This window comes from Pseudomonas borbori (genome assembly GCF_900115555.1).
GTDB lineage: Bacteria > Pseudomonadota > Gammaproteobacteria > Pseudomonadales > Pseudomonadaceae > Aquipseudomonas > Aquipseudomonas borbori.
Genome location: NZ_FOWX01000008.1, coordinates 112,913 through 130,347 on the forward strand (window position 1 = coordinate 112,913; position 17,435 = coordinate 130,347).

General features: G+C 65.7%; 16 protein-coding genes. 7 read left to right on the forward strand and 9 right to left on the reverse strand.

Annotation, left to right across the window (positions count from 1 at the left end; translation table 11 throughout):
- Positions 1 to 125 precede the first annotated feature (125 nt).
- Together BM315_RS08085 and acnA are read right to left on the reverse strand one after the other, a co-directional pair.
- On the reverse strand, positions 126 to 1,691 hold the full coding sequence (locus BM315_RS08085; protein ID WP_090499644.1) for a methyl-accepting chemotaxis protein: 1,566 nt from the start codon (positions 1,689 to 1,691) through the stop codon (positions 126 to 128).
- A gap of 162 nt (positions 1,692 to 1,853) precedes the next feature.
- Entirely contained in the window at positions 1,854 to 4,595 is a 2,742-nt protein-coding gene (acnA, locus tag BM315_RS08090) for an aconitate hydratase AcnA (protein ID WP_090499646.1), read from the reverse strand.
- A gap of 241 nt (positions 4,596 to 4,836) precedes the next feature.
- Here acnA and rlmM point away from each other — a divergent pair, with 241 nt between their 5' ends.
- Positions 4,837 to 5,886 (forward strand): 23S rRNA (cytidine(2498)-2'-O)-methyltransferase RlmM, encoded by a 1,050-nt coding sequence (gene rlmM, locus BM315_RS08095; RefSeq protein WP_090499649.1) that lies wholly within the window; start codon positions 4,837 to 4,839, stop codon positions 5,884 to 5,886.
- 14 nt (positions 5,887 to 5,900) lie between these two features.
- Here the strand turns inward: rlmM and BM315_RS08100 are convergent, their stop codons facing one another.
- Positions 5,901 to 6,098 carry a hypothetical protein gene (locus BM315_RS08100; RefSeq protein ID WP_090499651.1) on the reverse strand — a complete coding sequence of 66 codons (198 nt, stop codon included), beginning with the start codon at positions 6,096 to 6,098 and terminating at the stop codon, positions 5,901 to 5,903.
- 100 nt (positions 6,099 to 6,198) lie between these two features.
- On the opposite strand from BM315_RS08100, the gene tusA reads away from it, so the two are divergent.
- Positions 6,199 to 6,450 (forward strand): sulfurtransferase TusA, encoded by a 252-nt coding sequence (gene tusA, locus BM315_RS08105; protein ID WP_090499653.1) that lies wholly within the window; start codon positions 6,199 to 6,201, stop codon positions 6,448 to 6,450.
- 56 nt (positions 6,451 to 6,506) lie between these two features.
- Here tusA and BM315_RS08110 read toward each other — a convergent pair whose 3' ends face one another.
- Both BM315_RS08110 and BM315_RS08115 read right to left on the reverse strand, forming a co-directional pair.
- Positions 6,507 to 7,589, reverse strand: coding sequence for a DUF3080 family protein (locus BM315_RS08110; protein ID WP_090499655.1), 1,083 nt, complete (start codon positions 7,587 to 7,589; stop codon positions 6,507 to 6,509).
- Positions 7,586 to 8,968 carry an MATE family efflux transporter gene (locus BM315_RS08115; RefSeq protein WP_090499773.1) on the reverse strand — a complete coding sequence of 461 codons (1,383 nt, stop codon included), beginning with the start codon at positions 8,966 to 8,968 and terminating at the stop codon, positions 7,586 to 7,588. Before BM315_RS08115 ends, BM315_RS08110 begins: the two co-directional genes overlap by 4 nt.
- A 145-nt stretch (positions 8,969 to 9,113) precedes the next feature.
- On the opposite strand from BM315_RS08115, the gene pdxB reads away from it, so the two are divergent.
- Entirely contained in the window at positions 9,114 to 10,256 is a 1,143-nt protein-coding gene (pdxB, locus tag BM315_RS08120) for a 4-phosphoerythronate dehydrogenase PdxB (RefSeq protein WP_090499658.1), read from the forward strand.
- Positions 10,257 to 10,313: 57 nt separating this feature from the next.
- Here the strand turns inward: pdxB and BM315_RS08125 are convergent, their stop codons facing one another.
- Positions 10,314 to 10,493 (reverse strand): PA1571 family protein, encoded by a 180-nt coding sequence (locus tag BM315_RS08125; RefSeq protein WP_090499660.1) that lies wholly within the window; start codon positions 10,491 to 10,493, stop codon positions 10,314 to 10,316.
- Between the two features lie 180 nt (positions 10,494 to 10,673).
- Here BM315_RS08125 and BM315_RS08130 point away from each other — a divergent pair, with 180 nt between their 5' ends.
- From BM315_RS08130 to BM315_RS08140, 3 genes are all read left to right on the forward strand, one after another.
- Positions 10,674 to 11,789, forward strand: coding sequence for an ATP-NAD kinase family protein (locus BM315_RS08130; RefSeq protein ID WP_090499662.1), 1,116 nt, complete (start codon positions 10,674 to 10,676; stop codon positions 11,787 to 11,789).
- A gap of 210 nt (positions 11,790 to 11,999) precedes the next feature.
- On the forward strand, positions 12,000 to 12,431 hold the full coding sequence (locus BM315_RS08135) for a thiol-disulfide oxidoreductase DCC family protein (protein WP_090499664.1): 432 nt from the start codon (positions 12,000 to 12,002) through the stop codon (positions 12,429 to 12,431).
- A 232-nt stretch (positions 12,432 to 12,663) separates the two neighbouring features.
- Positions 12,664 to 14,442: an ABC transporter transmembrane domain-containing protein gene (locus BM315_RS08140; protein WP_090499666.1), complete on the forward strand. Its 1,779-nt coding sequence runs from the start codon at positions 12,664 to 12,666 to the stop codon at positions 14,440 to 14,442.
- A 61-nt stretch (positions 14,443 to 14,503) separates the two neighbouring features.
- On the opposite strand, the gene rhtA is transcribed toward BM315_RS08140, so the two are convergent.
- The 3 genes from rhtA to BM315_RS08155 form a co-directional block, all read right to left on the reverse strand.
- Positions 14,504 to 15,376 (reverse strand): threonine/homoserine exporter RhtA, encoded by an 873-nt coding sequence (gene rhtA, locus BM315_RS08145; RefSeq protein WP_090499669.1) that lies wholly within the window; start codon positions 15,374 to 15,376, stop codon positions 14,504 to 14,506.
- A gap of 75 nt (positions 15,377 to 15,451) precedes the next feature.
- Positions 15,452 to 15,733 carry a pyrimidine/purine nucleoside phosphorylase gene (ppnP, locus tag BM315_RS08150; protein WP_090499671.1) on the reverse strand — a complete coding sequence of 94 codons (282 nt, stop codon included), beginning with the start codon at positions 15,731 to 15,733 and terminating at the stop codon, positions 15,452 to 15,454.
- Between the two features lie 86 nt (positions 15,734 to 15,819).
- Positions 15,820 to 16,362: a 3'-5' exonuclease gene (locus tag BM315_RS08155; protein ID WP_090499673.1), complete on the reverse strand. Its 543-nt coding sequence runs from the start codon at positions 16,360 to 16,362 to the stop codon at positions 15,820 to 15,822.
- 92 nt (positions 16,363 to 16,454) lie between these two features.
- On the opposite strand from BM315_RS08155, the gene BM315_RS08160 reads away from it, so the two are divergent.
- Positions 16,455 to 17,333 carry an NAD(P)-dependent oxidoreductase gene (locus BM315_RS08160; protein WP_090499676.1) on the forward strand — a complete coding sequence of 293 codons (879 nt, stop codon included), beginning with the start codon at positions 16,455 to 16,457 and terminating at the stop codon, positions 17,331 to 17,333.
- Positions 17,334 to 17,435 lie beyond the last annotated feature (102 nt).

Genomic DNA, 17,435 nt, shown 5'->3' on the forward strand with positions numbered 1-17,435 from the left:
AACTCCCATCGCCAGACGTCCGCTGCTGAGGTTGCGCTGCGACGGCGCTCGATATTTTCACCCGTCTGAGCGGTGCTCAGCAGGCCGCAGCCGGCAAGCCGGCTCCAGAGCAGGGCCCGGTTTTTCTAGCGGTTGAAGCGTTCGACCAGCGAGTACTGTCCCTGCGCGGTGGTGGTGAGGGCTTTGCTGAGCACGGCGGAGCTTTGCGCTTCGCCGGATGTCTGGTCGGACAGTTGGGCGATGTTGGTGATGTTGCGGTTGATTTCGTCGGCGACCGAGCTTTGTTCTTCGGCGGCGGCGGCGATCTGATCGGCCATGGCGGCGATGTTGGACACCGCGTCGCTGATTCCGGCCAGGGCCTGGTCGGCCCTTTGCACGCGGTCGACGCCTTCGTCGGCCTGCTTGCGACCTATTTCCATGGTCATCACCGCTTCTTCGGCGGTGCGCTGCAGTTTGGCGATCAGCTGATGAATCTGTCCGGTGGATTCGGCGGTGCGTTGGGCCAGCGAGCGGACTTCGTCGGCGACCACGGCAAAGCCACGGCCCATTTCGCCGGCGCGGGCGGCTTCGATGGCAGCGTTGAGGGCGAGCAGGTTGGTCTGGTCGGCGATGCCTTTGATCACGTCGACCACGCCGCCGATTTCGTTGCTGTCCTGGGCCAGGCGGGTGACGGTTTCGCCGGTGTCACCGACCGACTGCGAGAGGCGCTGAATGGCGGCGCGGGTTTCCGCGGTGATGCTGCGGCCCTCGCTGGTCAGGCGATTGGCTTCCTGGGTGGCGATGGCGGTGCGCGCCACGTTGCTGGCAACTTCCAAGGTGGTGGCGGCCATCTGGTTGACCGCGGTGGCGACCTGTTCGGTTTCCTGGCGCTGGCGGTCCAGACCGGCCGAGCTGTTGTGCGCCAGGGCTTCGGCTTGCGTGGCCTGTTTGGCCAGGTTCCCGGCGCTGTCCTGCAGGCGGGCCAGGCAGGTTTTCAGGCGTGCTTCCTGGCTGAGCAGGGACATTTCCAGGCGGCCCTGGGCGCCGCGGCTGTCGGTGTACATCTGCGCGATCAGCGGGTCGGAGGTGGTTTTCTCGGCCAGCTGCAGCAGGCGTTTGAGCCCGCGCTGCTGCCAGTTGAGACCGGCCAGGCCGAGCGGCACCGAGAGCAGGGCGGCGATGGCGAAGCCCCAACTGCTGTCGAGCCAGGTGCCGATCAGGAAGCCGATCTGGCTGACCAGGATAAAGGGCAGCCAGTTTTGCAGGGTCGGCAGCCACCGGTCGCGACCGGGTACGGCGGACTTGCCGCCGTTGAGCCGCTGGTACAGGGCTTCGGCGCGGCGCACTTGTTCGGCGGTCGGTTTGACTAGCACCGATTCGTAGCCAACCACCTGGCTGTTTTCCAGTACCGGCGTGACATAGGCATTGACCCAGTAGTGATCGCCATTCTTGCTGCGGTTCTTGACGATGCCCATCCACGGGCGGCCCTGCTTCAGGGTGCCCCACATGTGGGCGAATACGGCCGACGGTACATCCGGGTGACGCACCAGGTTGTGTGGCGCGCCCATCAACTCGTCGTGGCTGAAGCCGCTGATCTCGGCGAACGCCTCGTTGCAATAGGTGATCTGGCCTTTGCCATCGGTGGTGGCGATCAAGCGCTGCTGGGCCGCAAAGGTGCGTTCGCGTTGGGTGATGGGCTGATTGTTGCGCATGAGGAGCTTGTCCCTAAGAGTAATGCCTTGTCATCGGCCAGGGGCGCCCGAAGTTGAGCAGAAAAACGGGGCGCAGTGCAACCGGCCAGCGAGCGACTGCGCATTCCTCTGCCCGAGCCGGCGGCGGGCATCACATCCTTGTGCGCCCGCCGTTTGCCTGCCTCAACCGGCGATCAGCTGGCGCAATACATAATGCAGAATGCCGCCGGCCTTGAAGTACTCGACCTCGTTCAAGGTGTCGATACGGCACAGCACTTCGACGCTTTCCCGCGTGCCGTCCTCGCGGCTCACTTCCACCATCAGTTGCATGTGCGGGTGCAGCTCGACGCCATCCAGGCCGTGGATGCCCAGGGTTTCCCGGCCGGTGAGGTGCAGGCTCTGGCGATCCTGGCCAGGCTTGAACTGCAACGGCAGCACGCCCATGCCGACCAGGTTGGAGCGGTGGATGCGCTCGAAGCTCTCGGCGATCACCGCCTTGACCCCGAGCAGGTTGGTGCCCTTGGCCGCCCAGTCGCGGCTCGATCCGGTGCCGTATTCCTTGCCGGCGACCACCACCAGCGGGGTGCCGGCGTCCTGGTAGCGCATGGCGGCGTCGTAGATCGCCAGCTTCTCGCCGCTCGGTACGTGCAGGGTGTTGCCGCCTTCCTCGCCACCGAGCATCTCGTTGCGGATGCGGATATTGGCGAAGGTGCCGCGCATCATCACCTCATGGTTGCCGCGGCGCGAGCCGTAGGAGTTGAAATCGACCGGTTCGACGCCCTGTTCGCGCAGGTAGCGCCCGGCCGGGCTGTCGGCCTTGATGTTGCCGGCCGGGGAGATGTGGTCGGTGGTTACCGAGTCGCCGAGCAGGGCGAGAATGCGCGCCTGGTGGATATCGCCGATATGCGGCGGCGCCTCGGCGATGTCCTCGAAAAACGGCGGGTGCTGGATATAGGTCGAGTCGGCCTGCCAGGCGTAGGTGGCGGCCTGGGGCACCGCGATGGCCTGCCACTGGGCGTCGCCGGCGAAGACCTCGGCGTACTCCTTGTGGAACATCGCGGTGTCGACCTTGAGGATCGCCTCGGCGATTTCCCGTTGGCTCGGCCAGATGTCCTTGAGGTAGACCGGCTGGCCGTCCTTGCCTTGGCCGAGCGCCTCTTTGCTGATATCCACCCGCACGCTGCCGGCCAGGGCGTAGGCCACCACCAGCGGCGGCGAGGCCAGCCAGTTGGTCTTCACCAGCGGGTGCACGCGGCCCTCGAAGTTGCGGTTGCCGGACAGCACCGAGGCCACCGTCAGGTCGTGTTGCTGGATGGCCTGCTCGATTGGCTCGAGCAGCGGGCCGGAGTTGCCGATGCAGGTGGTGCAGCCGTAACCGACCAGGCTGAAACCCAGTTGGTCCAGGTAGTGGGTCAATCCGGCAGCGTTGAAGTACTCGGTCACCACCTTGGAGCCGGGGGCCAGCGAGCTCTTGACCCAGGGTTTGCGCTGCAGACCTTTTTCCACGGCCTTCTTCGCCAGCAGGCCGGCGGCCATCATCACGCTGGGATTGGAGGTGTTGGTGCAGGAGGTGATGGCGGCGATCACCACCGCACCATCCATCAGGCGATGGGTCTGGCCTTCATGCTCGTAATCGACGGCAGCGATCTGCGCCGCGCTGCCGACCGCGGCGCCGCCACCGCCTTCATCGAGTAGGCGGCTCTCTTCATTGCTGCTGGGCGTCAGGTGTACGCCGATGAACTCGTCGAAGACCTTGCCGACCCGGGACAGGGCAACCCGGTCCTGCGGGCGCTTGGGGCCGGCCAGGCTGGCCTCGACGCTGTCCATGTCGAGCGCCAGGCTGTCGCTGAACACGGGTTCCTGGCCTTGCTCGCGCCACAGGCCCTGGGCCTTGCAGTAGGCCTCGACCAGCTTGACCGTCTGCTCCGGGCGACCGGACAGGCGCAGGTAGCCCAGGGTGATCGCGTCGACCGGAAAGAAGCCGCAGGTGGCGCCGTATTCCGGGGCCATGTTGGCGATGGTGGCGCGGTCGGCCAGCGGCAGGTCGGCCAGGCCGTCGCCGTAGAACTCGACGAACTTGCCGACCACGCCCTTGCTGCGCAGCATCTGGGTGACGGTGAGCACCAGGTCGGTGGCGGTGATGCCTTCCTTGAGCTTGCCGGTCAGCTTGAAACCGATTACTTCGGGGATCAGCATCGACACCGGCTGGCCGAGCATCGCCGCCTCCGCCTCGATGCCGCCGACGCCCCAGCCGAGTACGCCGAGGCCGTTGATCATGGTGGTGTGCGAGTCAGTGCCGACCAGGGTGTCGGGGAAGGCCAGGGTCTGGCCGTCCTCTACCCTGGTCCACACGCTGCTGGCCAGGTATTCCAGGTTGACCTGGTGGCAGATGCCGGTGCCCGGCGGTACCACGCGGAAATTGGCGAAGGCATGCTGGCCCCAGCGCAGGAAGGCATAGCGTTCGCTGTTGCGCTGCATCTCGATGGCGACGTTCTCGCCGAAGGCGGCGGGACTGGCGAACCTGTCGACCATCACCGAGTGGTCGATCACCAGGTCGACCGGTGACAGCGGGTTGATCTTCTGCGGGTCGCCGCCGGCCTTGGCCATGGCCTCGCGCATGGCGGCCAGGTCGACCACCGCCGGCACGCCGGTGAAGTCTTGCATCAGTACCCGCGCCGGGCGGTACTGGATCTCGCGTTCGGAACTGCGGCTGTTCAGCCAGTCGGCCATGGCCTGCAGGTCGGCGCCAGTGACGGTCTTGCCGTCCTCCCAGCGCAACAGGTTTTCCAGCAGGACTTTCAGCGACATCGGCAACTGGTCGATATTGCCGAGGGTCTTGGCCGCCTCCGGCAGGCTGAAATATTGGTAGGTCTGGGCGCCGACTACGAGGCTGCGGCGGCTGTTGAGGCTGTCTAAGGATGGCATTGCGCGTCTCCTGGGGCTTGCAGGGTGCAAACCGGATTGTTTGCTGCAGAGTGTTCAAGCTAGCTCTGCTTGGCGAAGCTCGCCATGTCATAGGTCTTATGGCTGTGCGGCATTTGCTCAGTCAGCCATCGCCGCGGCGCACTGCGGCACAAAAGGCGCGGCTCGGGCCGTCCGGTTACGCCCCGGGTTGCCGACTCCGTTATGATGCGCGCCTTGAGCAGATCACCGATGAATCCCCCCTATGAATACATTGCTACTGCACTGCCGCCCCGGTTTCGAGAACGAGGTGTGTGCGGAGATCGCCGAGCATGCCGCGCGTCTGGACGTGGCCGGTTACGCCAAGGCCAAGCCGAGCACGGCCTGCGCCGAATTTATCTGCAGCGAGGCGCAAGGTGCCGAGCGCTTGATGCGCGGAGTGCGCTTCAGCCAGCTGATTTTCCCGCGGCAATGGGCGCGTGGCCTGTTCATCGAGCTGCCGGAACTGGACCGCATCAGCGTGCTGCTGAGCCATCTGGCGGACTCGCCGACCTTCGGCAGCCTGTGGCTGGAAGTGCTCGATACCAACGATGGCAAGGAGCTGTCGAACTTCTGCAAGAAGTTCGAGGCGCCGCTGCGCAATGCCCTGAGCAAGGCCGGCAAGCTGGTGGAGGACGCACGCAAGCCGCGTCTGCTGCTGACCTTCAAGAGCGGTCGCGAGGTCTTCGTCGGCCTGGCCGAGCCGCACAACTCGGCGCTCTGGCCGATGGGCATCCCGCGCCTGAAGTTCCCCCGCGAGGCGCCGAGCCGTTCGACCCTCAAGCTGGAAGAGGCCTGGCACACCTTCATCCCGCGCGAACAGTGGGACGAGCGCCTGTCGGACCAGATGACCGGGGTCGACCTCGGCGCCGCGCCGGGCGGCTGGACTTACCAACTGGTCAGGCGCGGCATGCTGGTCACCGCCATCGACAACGGGCCGATGGCCGAAAGCCTGATGGACACCGGCCTGGTCCAGCACCTGATGGTCGATGGCTTCACCTGGAAGCCGAAGCAGCCGGTGGACTGGATGGTCTGCGACATCGTCGAGAAGCCCGCGCGCAGCGCCGCCCTGCTGGAAACCTGGATCGGCGAAGGCCTGTGCCGCGAGGCGGTGGTCAATCTCAAGCTGCCGATGAAGCAGCGCTACGCCGAGGTGCGCCGCCTGTTGCAGCGTCTCGAGGACGGCTTTGCCGCACGCAAGATCAAGGTGTCGATCGCCTGCAAGCAGCTCTATCACGACCGCGAGGAAGTGACCTGCCATTTGCGCCGGTTGTAGGTCCACGGGCGGTATCAAGGATCTTCGCGGATGTCATCCGGGGTAGGCGGCTGTGGCCTGACCCAATAGCTCTGCTTGTGTCCGCGGGCCTCGAACTGCCGCGCCAGGGCTTCGGCGGCGGCACGGCTGAGGCCTGTGCGTACGACGAATTGGTTGCCATTGTCGTCCAGGCGCACCAGGCACCAGTTACGCGGCTGGCTGGATGCGCACATGTTCACAACCTCCCGCGTGTGGGTCTACCCGCTACAGCTTAGCGGGTGGCCTGAGTGAGCGCTTTGCGCGACAATGGCCGCCTGTTTCTGGAGCCCGCCGATGTCCCTGCAATCCGACGCCATTCTCGATGACACCCTCGACGCAAGCGGGCTGAACTGCCCGGAGCCGGTGATGATGCTGCACAACAAGGTGCGCGAGCTGCCGGCCGGCGGCCTGCTCAAGGTGATCGCCACCGACCCCTCGACCCGTCGCGATATTCCCAAGTTCTGCGTGTTTCTCGGCCATGAGTTGCTCGAGCAGAGCGAAGAAGATGGAACCTATCTGTATCTGATCCGCAAGAAAGCCGACTGACTGCAGATCTGCTAAAGCGCCAGCGCTGGGCAAGGCCGCGATTACCTGTGCGAAGCCTACTGGTTGGCGCTGGCGGCCTCGCCTTTCCAGCCGGACTGACCCGGCGCCAGGCCACAGCTGTTCAGGCTGTCTTGCCAGGCGCGTACATGGCGCGCCGTGGCGGCTAGAAAATCAACCCACAGGGATTGTTCGGGACCCGCCAGGTTCAATAGATAGTTGCGCGTGGCTGCCGGCACCTCGGCGGCGGCGCTGAGCTGGCGCAGGCTGCTGCTCCAGCTCTGGCCGCGTTGGTGCACCTGGGCCAGATAGGGTTGCAGGCCGCCGGCGTAGTACTTGACGAAGATGTTCTGCAGGATGCGCCCGCGTGACGTCGCTTGCCCCAGTGGGCAAATGGGCCGCTGCTGCTGGCGTTCTTCGAGCAGGCGGCTGCCTTCATTCAATGTGTGGGTCAGGCTGGCCAGGCTGCTGATCAACTGGCCGCCCTGGGGGCTGGCATGCAGGGCGAAGAACAGCGGATCGAGCTCGGCGGTTGACGGTGGCAGGGTTTGCGGCAGGGCATTGGCCATGGCGGCCAGCTGCGCTAAGGCATCGAGGGCGGCAGCGTCCTCGTCGGGAGCGGTTGCTAGTGTCTGATCGGCAAAGCGCAGGTAGCGCTCGACTTCCGGGCTGGCATTGAGGGCATTCCAGAACACGCCGGGCAGTTGGGCGCGCTTCTCCAGGGCCAGGCGGCTGAGGGTGATGTGCAGTGCCTGTTCGTGCTCGGCGGCCAGGTGCGCCAAGCAGGCGTCGATGGTGCGCAGCAGGTCGCCCTCATAGCCCAGGCGGCTGCTGGGCACCAGCTGCTTGCCCAGGCTGCTGTTGCGCTGGCTGATCTGCTGCTGCAGAGCGGGGCAGCGGCGTACGTCGAGCAGCAGATCGAGCAGGCCGATACGTATCTCGGGAATAGCCACGAGGCGCTCGCGGCGCGGCGGCAAGCGGTACTGGGTCAGCGCCATCTTGTCGAAGGCCACGACGGCATCGCCCTCGACGGCATTGTGCAGGCGCTGCAGGTAGTCCGCCTGCAAGGCCAGGCCGTCATCGGCCGGTTGGCACGCCGACAGGCCGAGCAGGATGAGCAGGCTAAGGGTTCTGGCGATCATCGCCTCATCTTAGCGGCTCGAATGCGCTTGCGCGCGCTGCCGGCGAGACGAATCGCCAGCATGATGGCGGCGCAGGTCAGGCCGACGATCAAGCCCTGCCACAGGCCGCTCGGGCCGCTCGGCTCGCCGAACAGGCTGGACAGGCCGAGGGCGTACCCCACCGGCAAGCCGATGCCCCAGTAGGCGAGCAGGGTCAGCAACATGGTCATGCGGGTGTCCTGATAGCCGCGCAGGGCGCCGGCGGCCGTGACCTGGATCGCATCGGAGAACTGGAACAGCGCGGCATATACGATCAAAGCGGACGCCAGGGCGATCACCACCGGGTCGGCGGTGTAGATCTGCGCGATCTGCTCACGCAACAGCAGCATCAGGCTGGCCGACAGGCAGGCATAAGCCAGTGCCGCGGCCATGCTCACCCCGGCGGCGAAGCGGGCCTGGCGGGGGGCGCCGCGCCCGAGCATCTGACCCACGCGCACGGTGGCGGCCATGCCCAGGGAGTAAGGGATCATGAACACCATGGAGGTGAAGTTGAGGGCGATCTGATGGCCGGCGACCACGCTGACGCCGAGGCTGCCGATCAGCAGGGCGATCACCGAGAAGATGCTCACTTCGGCGAATACGGCGATGCCGATCGGCAAGCCAATTGCCAGCAGGCGTCGGATCACTGGCCACTGTGGCCAGTCGAAGCGCTTGAACAGCTGACTCGGCTGGTAGAACGGCGCCCACTTCACCCACCAGAGCATGCCCAGCAACATGAAGACCATTACCAGTGCGGTGGCCCAACCACAGCCGACCCCGCCCATGGCCGGCAGGCCGAACTTGCCGTAGATGAAGATGTAGTTGGCCGGAATATTCAACAGCAGGCCGAGCAGCCCCAACACCATGCTTGAGCGGGTATGGCCGAGGCCGTCGCTGAAGCAGCGCAACACATGGTACAGCGCCACCGCCGGGAAGCCGCAGGCCACCGCGCGCAGATAACCCATGGCGGGTTCGATCAGGCGCGGCTCGACATTCATCGATTGCAGGACGATTTCGGCGTTCCACAGCAGGACTGCGGCGCCGCCGCCGACCGCCAGCGCCAGCCACAAGGCCTGACGCACCAGCGGGCCGATCTCGGCCTGCTGGCCGGCGCCGAAGCGTTGCGCGACCTTGGGCGTGGTCGCCATCAAGATGCCGGTCATCAGCAGGAATACCGGCACCCAGATCGAATTGCCCAGCGCCACCGCTGCCAGGTCGCGGGAGCTGACCCGCCCGGCCATCAGGGTATCGACGAAGCCCATGGCGGTATGCGCCAGCTGGGCGATGATGATCGGCGTGGCCAGAACCAGCAGGCTGCGCAACTCGGTGCGTACGCGCAGCACGCGCGATACGGCAGGCATGGAGGTCATCCGCTGGCGCTCCGGGAAAACCGCGTAGTCTACGCGCTGACACTTCGGTCAGGAAAGCGTCTTGTGGGCTGTTTCAGCGTGCTGCCGGTACGGGCGACGACGGGTTAGAATGGCGGCCTGACGTATGGAGCCGCTCATGCAAATAGTCGCCGACGAGAACATTCCCCTGCTCGATGAGTTTTTTGCCGGATTCGGCCAGATTCGCCGTTTGCCCGGCCGCGGCATCGATGCGGCGGCCGTGGCCGATGCCGAGCTGCTGCTGGTGCGTTCGGTGACGCGGGTCGACCGCGCGTTGCTCGAAGGCAGCGCGGTGCGCTTTGTCGGCACCTGCACCATAGGTACCGATCATCTCGATCTCGCTTACTTCGCCCAGGCCGGTATCGGTTGGGCCAGCGCGCCGGGCTGCAATGCGCGCGGGGTGGTCGACTACGTGCTCGGCAGCCTGCTGCTGCTGGCCGAGCAGCAGGGTGTCGCGCTGGCCACGCGCACCTACGGGGTGGTCGGCGCCGGCGAGGTGGGGGCGCGCGTGGTCGAGGTGATGCGCGGCCTGGGCTGGCGGGTCTTGGTCTGCGACCCGCCGCGCCAGCTCGCCGAGGGCGGCGATTTCGTCAGCCTGGAGCAACTGCTCGCCGAGTGCGATGTGCTCAGCCTGCACACCCCGCTCGAACGCGGCGGTGCGCAGCCGACCCATCATCTGCTCGATGCGCGGCGTCTGGGCCAGCTCAAACCCGGCGCCTGGCTGATCAATGCCAGCCGTGGCGCGGTGGTGGATAATTCGGCGCTGCGCGAGTTGCTCCAGCGGCGCGACGATCTGCAGGTGGTGCTGGATGTCTGGGAAGGCGAGCCGCAGGTGGATGTCGAGCTGGCCGGTCTGTGCCGCATCGCCACCCCGCATATCGCCGGCTACAGCCTCGATGGCAAGCTGCGCGGCACGGCGCAGATCTATTCGGCGCTGTGCGCGCACCTCGGCCGCACGCCGACGGTCAGCCTCGCCGAGTTGATGCCGGCGCCCTGGCTCGCCGAGTTGAGCCTGGATGCCAGTGCCGATCCGGCCTGGGCGTTGGCGACCCTGTGTCGCGCGGTCTACGACCCGCGGCGCGACGATGCGGATTTGCGCCGCAGCCTGCAGGGCGATACGGCGCACCGGCGGGTGGCCTTCGATGCGCTGCGCAAGCATTATCCGATGCGCCGCGAGATCGATGGGCTGAGCGTGAAGCTGCAAGGCGATGCGCCGCAGCTGGCGCAGATGATCAAGGCGCTGGGCGCGACCTTGCGCTGATGCCGGTCGCTTCGCCGAAGAAAAGCTTATCCGGGGACCGGCCGGGCCTGGAGCGGATCAGTCGTTCTTCTTGGCCGGCGCCACCCGGTTTTGCTCCAGCTCTCGGCAGGCCTGCTGGATCATGTTTTCGGTGATCGGAATTTCCTGGCCTTGTTCGTCGATGAGTGCGCCGCCTACCGGTCGTTGCGACTGCTCGGGGGCAACAGGGGGTTCGGGTGTCTGCTGCTGGGGGCTCATGAATTGTCTCCTCATCGGATGATGTGCGCAGTCGAAATGAGTCGGATGAACGGGCTCTGACCGCCGCGAGCGGCGGAATTGCGCCAGAAATACGCTGCACCAGTGACTCTGATGTCACTGTGCCAAAAAAACTTGTGGGTTGAAAAGACCCCGGAGCGATTCGGGGGCAACGAGGTACTTATGTCGCGGTTTCATCTGGGCCTGATCATCAATCCCCTGGCCGGTCTTGGCGGTCCGGCGGGGCTCAAGGGCAGCGATGGCGTGGCCGAGCAGGCCCTGGCCCTGGGCAGCCAGCCGCTGGCGGCGGTGCGTACGCGCACGGCGCTGGAGTGTCTGCGAACGCTGCGCGAGCGCCTGGAGTTTCTGACCTTTGCCGGGCCGATGGGCGCCGATCTGCTGGCCGAGATGGGCTTCAGATACCGGGTGCTCGGGGAGTTGCATGAACGGCCGAGCAGCGCGGCGGATACCCGCAAGGCGGTCGAACTCCTGCAGGATGCCGGCGTTGCGCTGATTCTGTTTGCCGGCGGCGATGGCACGGCGCGGGATGTCTGCGCCGCCGTGCGCGAAGGCCAGCCGGTGCTGGGCATTCCGGCCGGGGTGAAGATCCAGTCCGGGGTCTATGCCGTCAGCCCGCGCGCCGCAGGCGAACTGACCGCGCGGCTGATCGAGGGCGGCCTGGTGCGTCTGGCCAGCGGCGAGGTGCGCGATATCGACGAACACGCCTTGCGCGAGGGTAAGGTCACGGCGCGCTGGTATGGCGAGCTGACCGTGCCGCAAGAGGGCGGCTATATGCAGCAGGTCAAGCAGGGTGGGGTGGAATCCGAAGAGTTGGTGCTCAGCGACCTGGCCGACTGGCTGCAGGCCAGCTGGGAAGCGGATGTGCGTTATATCTTCGGTCCTGGATCGACCCTGCACGGCCTGGCGCAGAATCTCGGGCTGGAGACGACCTTGCTCGGCGTCGATGTGATCGAGAACGGTCGGGTGATCGCCCTCGATGTCACCGAGGCGCAGCTGTTCGCATTGGTGGCCGGGCATCCGGCGCGTCTGCTGGTGACCGCGATCGGCGGACAGGGCCATATCATCGGCCGCGGCAACCAGCAGATCAGCCCGCGGGTGCTGCGCGCCGTGGGTCTGGAGCATTTGCGCGTGGTGGCGACCAAGCGCAAGCTGGCTACCTTGAGTGGCCGGCCATTGCTGGTGGACAGCGGCGACGTGCAGTTGGACGATGCCTTCCCCGAGGTGGTGCGGGTGTGGGCCGGTTACAAGGAAGAACTGCTGTATCCCGTGGGCAAGTGATGGCCGGCATCCTGCAGAGGGACAAAACCGCCTGGAGACAGCTTGTTCTGCTAGCGTATTTTCGCGACCCGATGGGCGTAGCAGTGTTGTAAATGAGCATTTTGAGCCTGTTTTTAACGCCGCGATGGCAACGCAGGTAGTTTTTCAACGGCCTGCTAGCGTATTTTCGCGACCTGATGGGCGTAGCATCGGGCAATGCAGGAGTTGCGCATGAGCGATTCAAAGCTTCCCCCCTTTATCCAGCCCGGCGAGCGCGTGGTGCTGTTCGATGGGGTGTGCAAGCTGTGCAACGGCTGGGTCAAATTCCTGATCCGGCATGACCCGCGGCAGCGCTTCCGTCTGGCCTCGGTGCAGTCGGTTCAGGGCCAGGCGTTGCTGGACCGGTTTGGCTTGCCGACCGAGCGTTTCGATAGCATGGCTTTAATCGAGGACGGCAGGCTTTTGCTGCGTTCGGACGCGGTGCTGCGCATCCTCGCGCAATTGTCCGGCCCCTGGCGACTCCTGGCCTGGCTGCGGGTGATCCCGCGGCCGGTGCGCGATTGGTGTTACGACCGTATCGCGCTCAATCGCTATCGTCTGTTTGGCCGTTATGACAGCTGCTTGCTGCCGAGCGCCGACCACGCCAGGCGTTTTTTTGCATGAGTGAAAGGACCCGCAAGGCCATTGGCGCCGAACTGCTTGATCTGTGCCGGATTCGCCCCCATCTAGGAGATTGTCTCGGGGTTTGTGTCTCGGGCACCGGCTCGTAGGGTGTGCGGGGCCGCCTAGGCCGTTTGCGCAATGATGGTTGCGCTCGCGAGGGCGCGCGCCTTCGCGGCGGTAGGTGCGGCACCTCTTATAACCTCAGGGCTGGCACGCCCAGCAGCGAGTGATCATGCTTTCGATCCTGTCTCCCCGCCAGCGCAACGCCCTGCACATGGCCTGGCGTTTCGTCGCGCCTTATCGCTGGCGTGTGGCCGGCGCCTTGCTGGCGCTGCTGTTCACCGCCGCCATCACCCTGTCCATGGGCCAGGGCATCAAGCTGCTGGTCGACCAGGGCCTGGCCACTCAGTCGCCCGCCGCGCTGCGCCAGTCGATCGGCTTGTTTTTCGTCCTGGTGCTGGCCCTGGCGGTCGGCACCTATACGCGCTTCTATCTGGTGTCCTGGATCGGCGAACGTTTCGTCGCCGATATCCGCAAACGGGTGTTCAATCACCTGATCGACCTGCATCCGGGCTTCTACGAGAGCAACCGCAGCTCGGAGATCCAGTCGCGTCTGACCGCCGACACCACCCTGTTGCAGTCGGTGATCGGCTCCTCGCTGTCGATGGCGCTGCGCAACCTGATCATGCTGGTCGGCGGCATCGTCCTGTTGATCGTCACCAACCCCAAGCTCAGTGGCATCGTGCTGCTGGCACTGCCGCTGGTGGTGGCGCCCATTCTGATTTTCGGCCGGAGGGTGCGTGCCTTGTCGCGCCTCTCCCAGGACCGGGTGGCGGATGTCGGCAGCTATGTCGGCGAGGCGCTCGGGCAGATCAAGACGGTGCAGGCCTACAACCACCAGGACGAGGACAAGCGGCGTTTCGGCCTGTCCGCCGAGGCGGCCTTCGACATCGCGCGCAAGCGCATCAAGCAGCGCGCCTGGCTGGTCACCGTGGTCATAGTGCTGGTGCTCGGCGCGGTCGGGGTGATGCTCTGGGTCGGCGGCATGGATGTGATCGCCGGGCGCATCACCGGCGGCGAACTGGCGGCCTTCGTCTTCTACAGCCTGATCGTCGGCGGCGCCTTCGGCACCCTCAGCGAGGTGATCGGCGAGCTGCAGCGCGCCGCCGGCGCCGCCGAGCGGATTGCCGAGCTGTTGCAGGCGCGCAATGAAATCACTCGGCCGGTCGCCGCTGGCCTGCAACTGGTGCAGCCGGTGCAAGGGCGGATCGAACTGCAGGGGCTGCGCTTTGCCTATCCGTCGCGGCCTGCCAGCTATGCAGTCGACGGCATCGACCTGCGCGTCGAGCCCGGCGAGACCCTGGCCCTGGTCGGGCCGTCGGGGGCGGGAAAATCTACTCTGTTCGATCTACTGCTGCGCTTTTTCGATCCGCAGGAGGGGCGGATCCTGATCGACGGCCAACCGATCGAGCGCCTCGATCCCCATGAATTGCGCCGCTGCTTCGCCCTGGTGTCGCAGAATCCGGCGCTGTTCTTCGGCTCGGTGGAGGACAACATTCGCTACGGCCGAACCGACGCCAGCCATGCCGAGGTCGAGGCCGCGGCCAGGGCCGCGCATGCCCACGAATTCATCATGAAACTGCCCGAGGGCTACCAGAGCCACCTGGGCGATGCCGGCCTGGGCCTGTCCGGCGGTCAGCGCCAGCGCCTGGCCATCGCCCGCGCGCTGCTGGTGGATGCGCCTATCCTGCTGCTCGACGAAGCCACCAGCGCCCTCGATGCCGAGAGCGAACACCTGGTCCAGCAGGCGCTGCCGCGCCTGATGGCGGGGCGTACCACCCTGGTGATCGCCCACCGCCTGGCCACGGTGAAGAGTGCCGAGCGCATTGCGGTGATCGAGCAGGGCAAGCTGGTGGCCATCGGCAAACACGCCGAGCTGGTCGCCAGCAGCCCGCTCTATGCGCGCCTGGCCGAGCTGCAGTTCAGCCGCGAGGCTGAGGCCGTTAATTGACATTGTGGGAGGGGCAGGCCCCCGCCAGAGCAGGCTGGGGCTGCGCTTCTATTCCGATAAGTTAAAGCACCTTGCCCTTGGGCCTGATGGTCGCCGCCGCGCCGGCCGAGGCCAGGATGATTGCGCTGATCGCCAGCCACTGGCTCAGGCTCAGGCGTTCGCTGAGGAACAGTAGGCCGGAGAGGGCGGCGATGGCCGGTTCCATGCTCATCAGGATGCTGAAGGTGCGTGCGGGCAGGCGGGTCAGGGCGACCATTTCCAGGCTGTACGGCAGGGCCGAGGAGAGCACCGCGACGCCGAGGGCGATGGGCAGCAGGTCGAGCGAGAACAGGCTGCCGCCGGCGTGCCACACCCCGATCGGGAATACCAGCAAGGCGGCGACTATGGTGCCCAGGGCGACGGTTTGCCGGCCGTGTTCGGCCCCGGCTTTCTGGCCGAAGATGATGTACAGCGCCCAGCACAGGCCCGCGGCCAATGCTAGGGCCATGCCCTGCGGGTCGAGCTGCACATCGGCTTGTGCGCTGGGCAGCAGCAGCCAGAGGCCGAAGACCGCCAGGACGATCCAGACGAAATCCAGCAGGCGTCGCGAAGACAGTAGAGCCAGGCCCAGTGGTCCGGTGAATTCCAGGGCCACGGCGATGCCCAGCGGGATGGTCTGCAACGATAGATAGAACAGCAGATTCATGCTGCCCAGGGCCAGGCCGTAGGCCAGCAGCGAGCGGCAGGAGCGCAGGCTCAGGCGTGCCTGCCAGGGGCGCATCAGTACGCACAGGATCAGGGCGGCCAAGCCCAGGCGCAGCGCGGTGGTACCGGTGGCGCCGATCAGCGGGAACAGGCCCTTGGCCAGGGAGGCGCCGCTCTGAATGGAGGTCATGGCGACCAGCAACAGCATGATCGGCAGAATCACCAGGGCGAAGTGCGATGAGCGCGGCATTCGGTTGTTCCACTATGTTGAAGGGCATAAACAAAAAAACCGGCCATCAGGCCGGTTTTTCTGGCGCTGATTACCTTAGCGGTATTCACACAGGTAGGCAGTATCGACCGCAACCTTGAGCTGGAACTTGCTGTTGGCCGGGACCGTGAAGTTGCTGCCGCCGGCGAAGGTTTCCCAGCTGTCGCTGCCTGGCAGTTTGACGGTCAGGGCGCCGGCGACCACATGCATGATTTCCAGTTTGTCGGTGCCGAACTCGTATTCGCCGGGTGCCATGACGCCAATGGTGGCGGGGCCTTCAGTCATGCCGAAGGCGACGGATGTGACGGTGCCGCCGAAGTATTCATTGACCTTGAACATGTGCAGTTCCTCGCAAGGGGTTGAGAGCTTGTGCTGAAAAAGGCCGGCAAGTATGCCCAAGCCGCGGCGGTGCGTCATCTGCTTTGCTAGAGCGGTAGTACCAGGGGTAGCAGCCGGGCGGTGTTGCGGGCATCGGTCAGCGCCCGGTGTTGCTCGCCGCTGAATGGCAGGCCGGCCAACTGCAGGGCGCTGGTGAGGCCGACCGAGCGGGGCAATTGGCGGGCTTCGGCAAAGCGCCGTTTGAGGTTGAGGTGGGGGATCTGGCTCAGGCAGCTGACCAGCTGGCATTGCTGCCAGTCCTGCTCGAATTGGCGGCGATCGTATTCGCCCCAGCTGGCCCAGCCGACCAGGCGCGGCCGGTGGCTCAGCAGCCAGCGCTCGAACTGCGGCCAGACGCTGGTCAGCGGCGCCGCGGCATCGACATCGGCCTGGCTGATATGGGTGAGTTCGCGGCAGAAGCGGGTCAAGTGAGGTCGTCGTAGCGGGCGCACGAAGCGCTGGAAGTGATCCAGCTCATGACCGGCGGTGCTGACCAGGCTGGCACCGATCTCGATGATCTCCATCTCTTCCAGTGGCCATCCGCCTTCTTCGGTGGTGGCTTCCAGGTCGATTACCAGCCAATGTCCCATGTGTCCTCCATTGTCGCGAGAGTTGGTGTGTGAAGCTTTTCTGGCTTGCTGGCAGCCTGTTAGGCTGAGTGTCCCTGAATTCGGAGGTGTGTATGGCGAAGGTAGCCTTTATCGGGCTGGGCGTAATGGGTTATCCGATGGCGGGCCACCTGGCCCGCAGCGGGCATCAGGTGTGTGTCTATAACCGCACGCCGGCCAAGGCTGCGCAGTGGCTGGCCGAGTTTGCCGGCAGCAGTGCGCCTACCCCGCGTGAGGCGGCCCAGGGTGCCGAGCTGGTGATGGTCTGCGTGGGCAATGACCATGACCTGCGCGGTGTGGTGCTGGGCGATGACGGCGCCTTTGCCGGCATGGCGCCGGCTGCCGTACTGGTCGATCACACCACGGCCTCGGCCGATGTCGCCCGCGAGTTGGCGGCCAGGGCCGACGAGTTGCAACTGGGTTTTCTCGATGCGCCGGTATCCGGCGGTCAGGCCGGCGCGCAGAATGGTGCGCTGACGGTGATGGTGGGCGGCGAGGCGGATGTGTATGCGCGTGCCGAACCGGTGATCCAGGCTTACGCGCGCATGGTGCGCCTGATGGGGGCGGCCGGCAGCGGCCAGCTGACCAAGATGGTCAACCAGATTTGCATCGCCGGTCTGGTTCAGGGGCTGGCCGAAGCGCTGCATTTCGCCCAGTGCGCGGGCCTGGACGCGCAAGGGGCGATGGAGGTGATCAGCAAGGGCGCCGCGCAATCCTGGCAATTGGAAAACCGCCACCAGGCCATGCTGGCCGGCGAATTCGATTTCGGTTTTGCCGTCGACTGGATGCGCAAGGATCTGTCGATCCTGCTCGAGGAGGCGCGGCACAATGGTGCGCAGCTGCCGGTCACGGCGCTGGTCGACCAGTTCTATGCCGATGTCCAGGCCATGGGCGGCGCGCGCTGGGATACGTCCAGCCTGATTGCCCGGCTGAAGGTGCCGGGCAAGCCTTGAGCGGGTTCGGGCGCTAGCAGCCTGGCGAGCGGTTGCCGGGCCTGGGATACCTGGCGGGTGTCGGGCCGGGTAAAATCGCTGGAGTATTCCGCTGTTTCGATC

Excerpts from the sequence above, each read along its gene's own strand:
- BM315_RS08085 (WP_090499644.1), bottom strand. The coding sequence starts at position 1,691 with ATGCGCAACAATCAGCCCATCACCCAACGCGAACGCACCTTTGCGGCC.
- acnA (WP_090499646.1), bottom strand. The coding sequence starts at position 4,595 with ATGCCATCCTTAGACAGCCTCAACAGCCGCCGCAGCCTCGTAGTCGGC.
- rlmM (WP_090499649.1), top strand. The coding sequence starts at position 4,837 with ATGAATACATTGCTACTGCACTGCCGCCCCGGTTTCGAGAACGAGGTG.
- BM315_RS08100 (WP_090499651.1), bottom strand. The coding sequence starts at position 6,098 with ATGTGCGCATCCAGCCAGCCGCGTAACTGGTGCCTGGTGCGCCTGGAC.
- tusA (WP_090499653.1), top strand. The coding sequence starts at position 6,199 with ATGTCCCTGCAATCCGACGCCATTCTCGATGACACCCTCGACGCAAGC.
- BM315_RS08110 (WP_090499655.1), bottom strand. The coding sequence starts at position 7,589 with ATGATCGCCAGAACCCTTAGCCTGCTCATCCTGCTCGGCCTGTCGGCG.
- BM315_RS08115 (WP_090499773.1), bottom strand. The coding sequence starts at position 8,968 with ATGCCTGCCGTATCGCGCGTGCTGCGCGTACGCACCGAGTTGCGCAGC.
- pdxB (WP_090499658.1), top strand. The coding sequence starts at position 9,114 with ATGCAAATAGTCGCCGACGAGAACATTCCCCTGCTCGATGAGTTTTTT.
- BM315_RS08125 (WP_090499660.1), bottom strand. The coding sequence starts at position 10,493 with ATGAGCCCCCAGCAGCAGACACCCGAACCCCCTGTTGCCCCCGAGCAG.
- BM315_RS08130 (WP_090499662.1), top strand. The coding sequence starts at position 10,674 with ATGTCGCGGTTTCATCTGGGCCTGATCATCAATCCCCTGGCCGGTCTT.
- BM315_RS08135 (WP_090499664.1), top strand. The coding sequence starts at position 12,000 with ATGAGCGATTCAAAGCTTCCCCCCTTTATCCAGCCCGGCGAGCGCGTG.
- BM315_RS08140 (WP_090499666.1), top strand. The coding sequence starts at position 12,664 with ATGCTTTCGATCCTGTCTCCCCGCCAGCGCAACGCCCTGCACATGGCC.
- rhtA (WP_090499669.1), bottom strand. The coding sequence starts at position 15,376 with ATGCCGCGCTCATCGCACTTCGCCCTGGTGATTCTGCCGATCATGCTG.
- ppnP (WP_090499671.1), bottom strand. The coding sequence starts at position 15,733 with ATGTTCAAGGTCAATGAATACTTCGGCGGCACCGTCACATCCGTCGCC.
- BM315_RS08155 (WP_090499673.1), bottom strand. The coding sequence starts at position 16,362 with ATGGGACATTGGCTGGTAATCGACCTGGAAGCCACCACCGAAGAAGGC.
- BM315_RS08160 (WP_090499676.1), top strand. The coding sequence starts at position 16,455 with ATGGCGAAGGTAGCCTTTATCGGGCTGGGCGTAATGGGTTATCCGATG.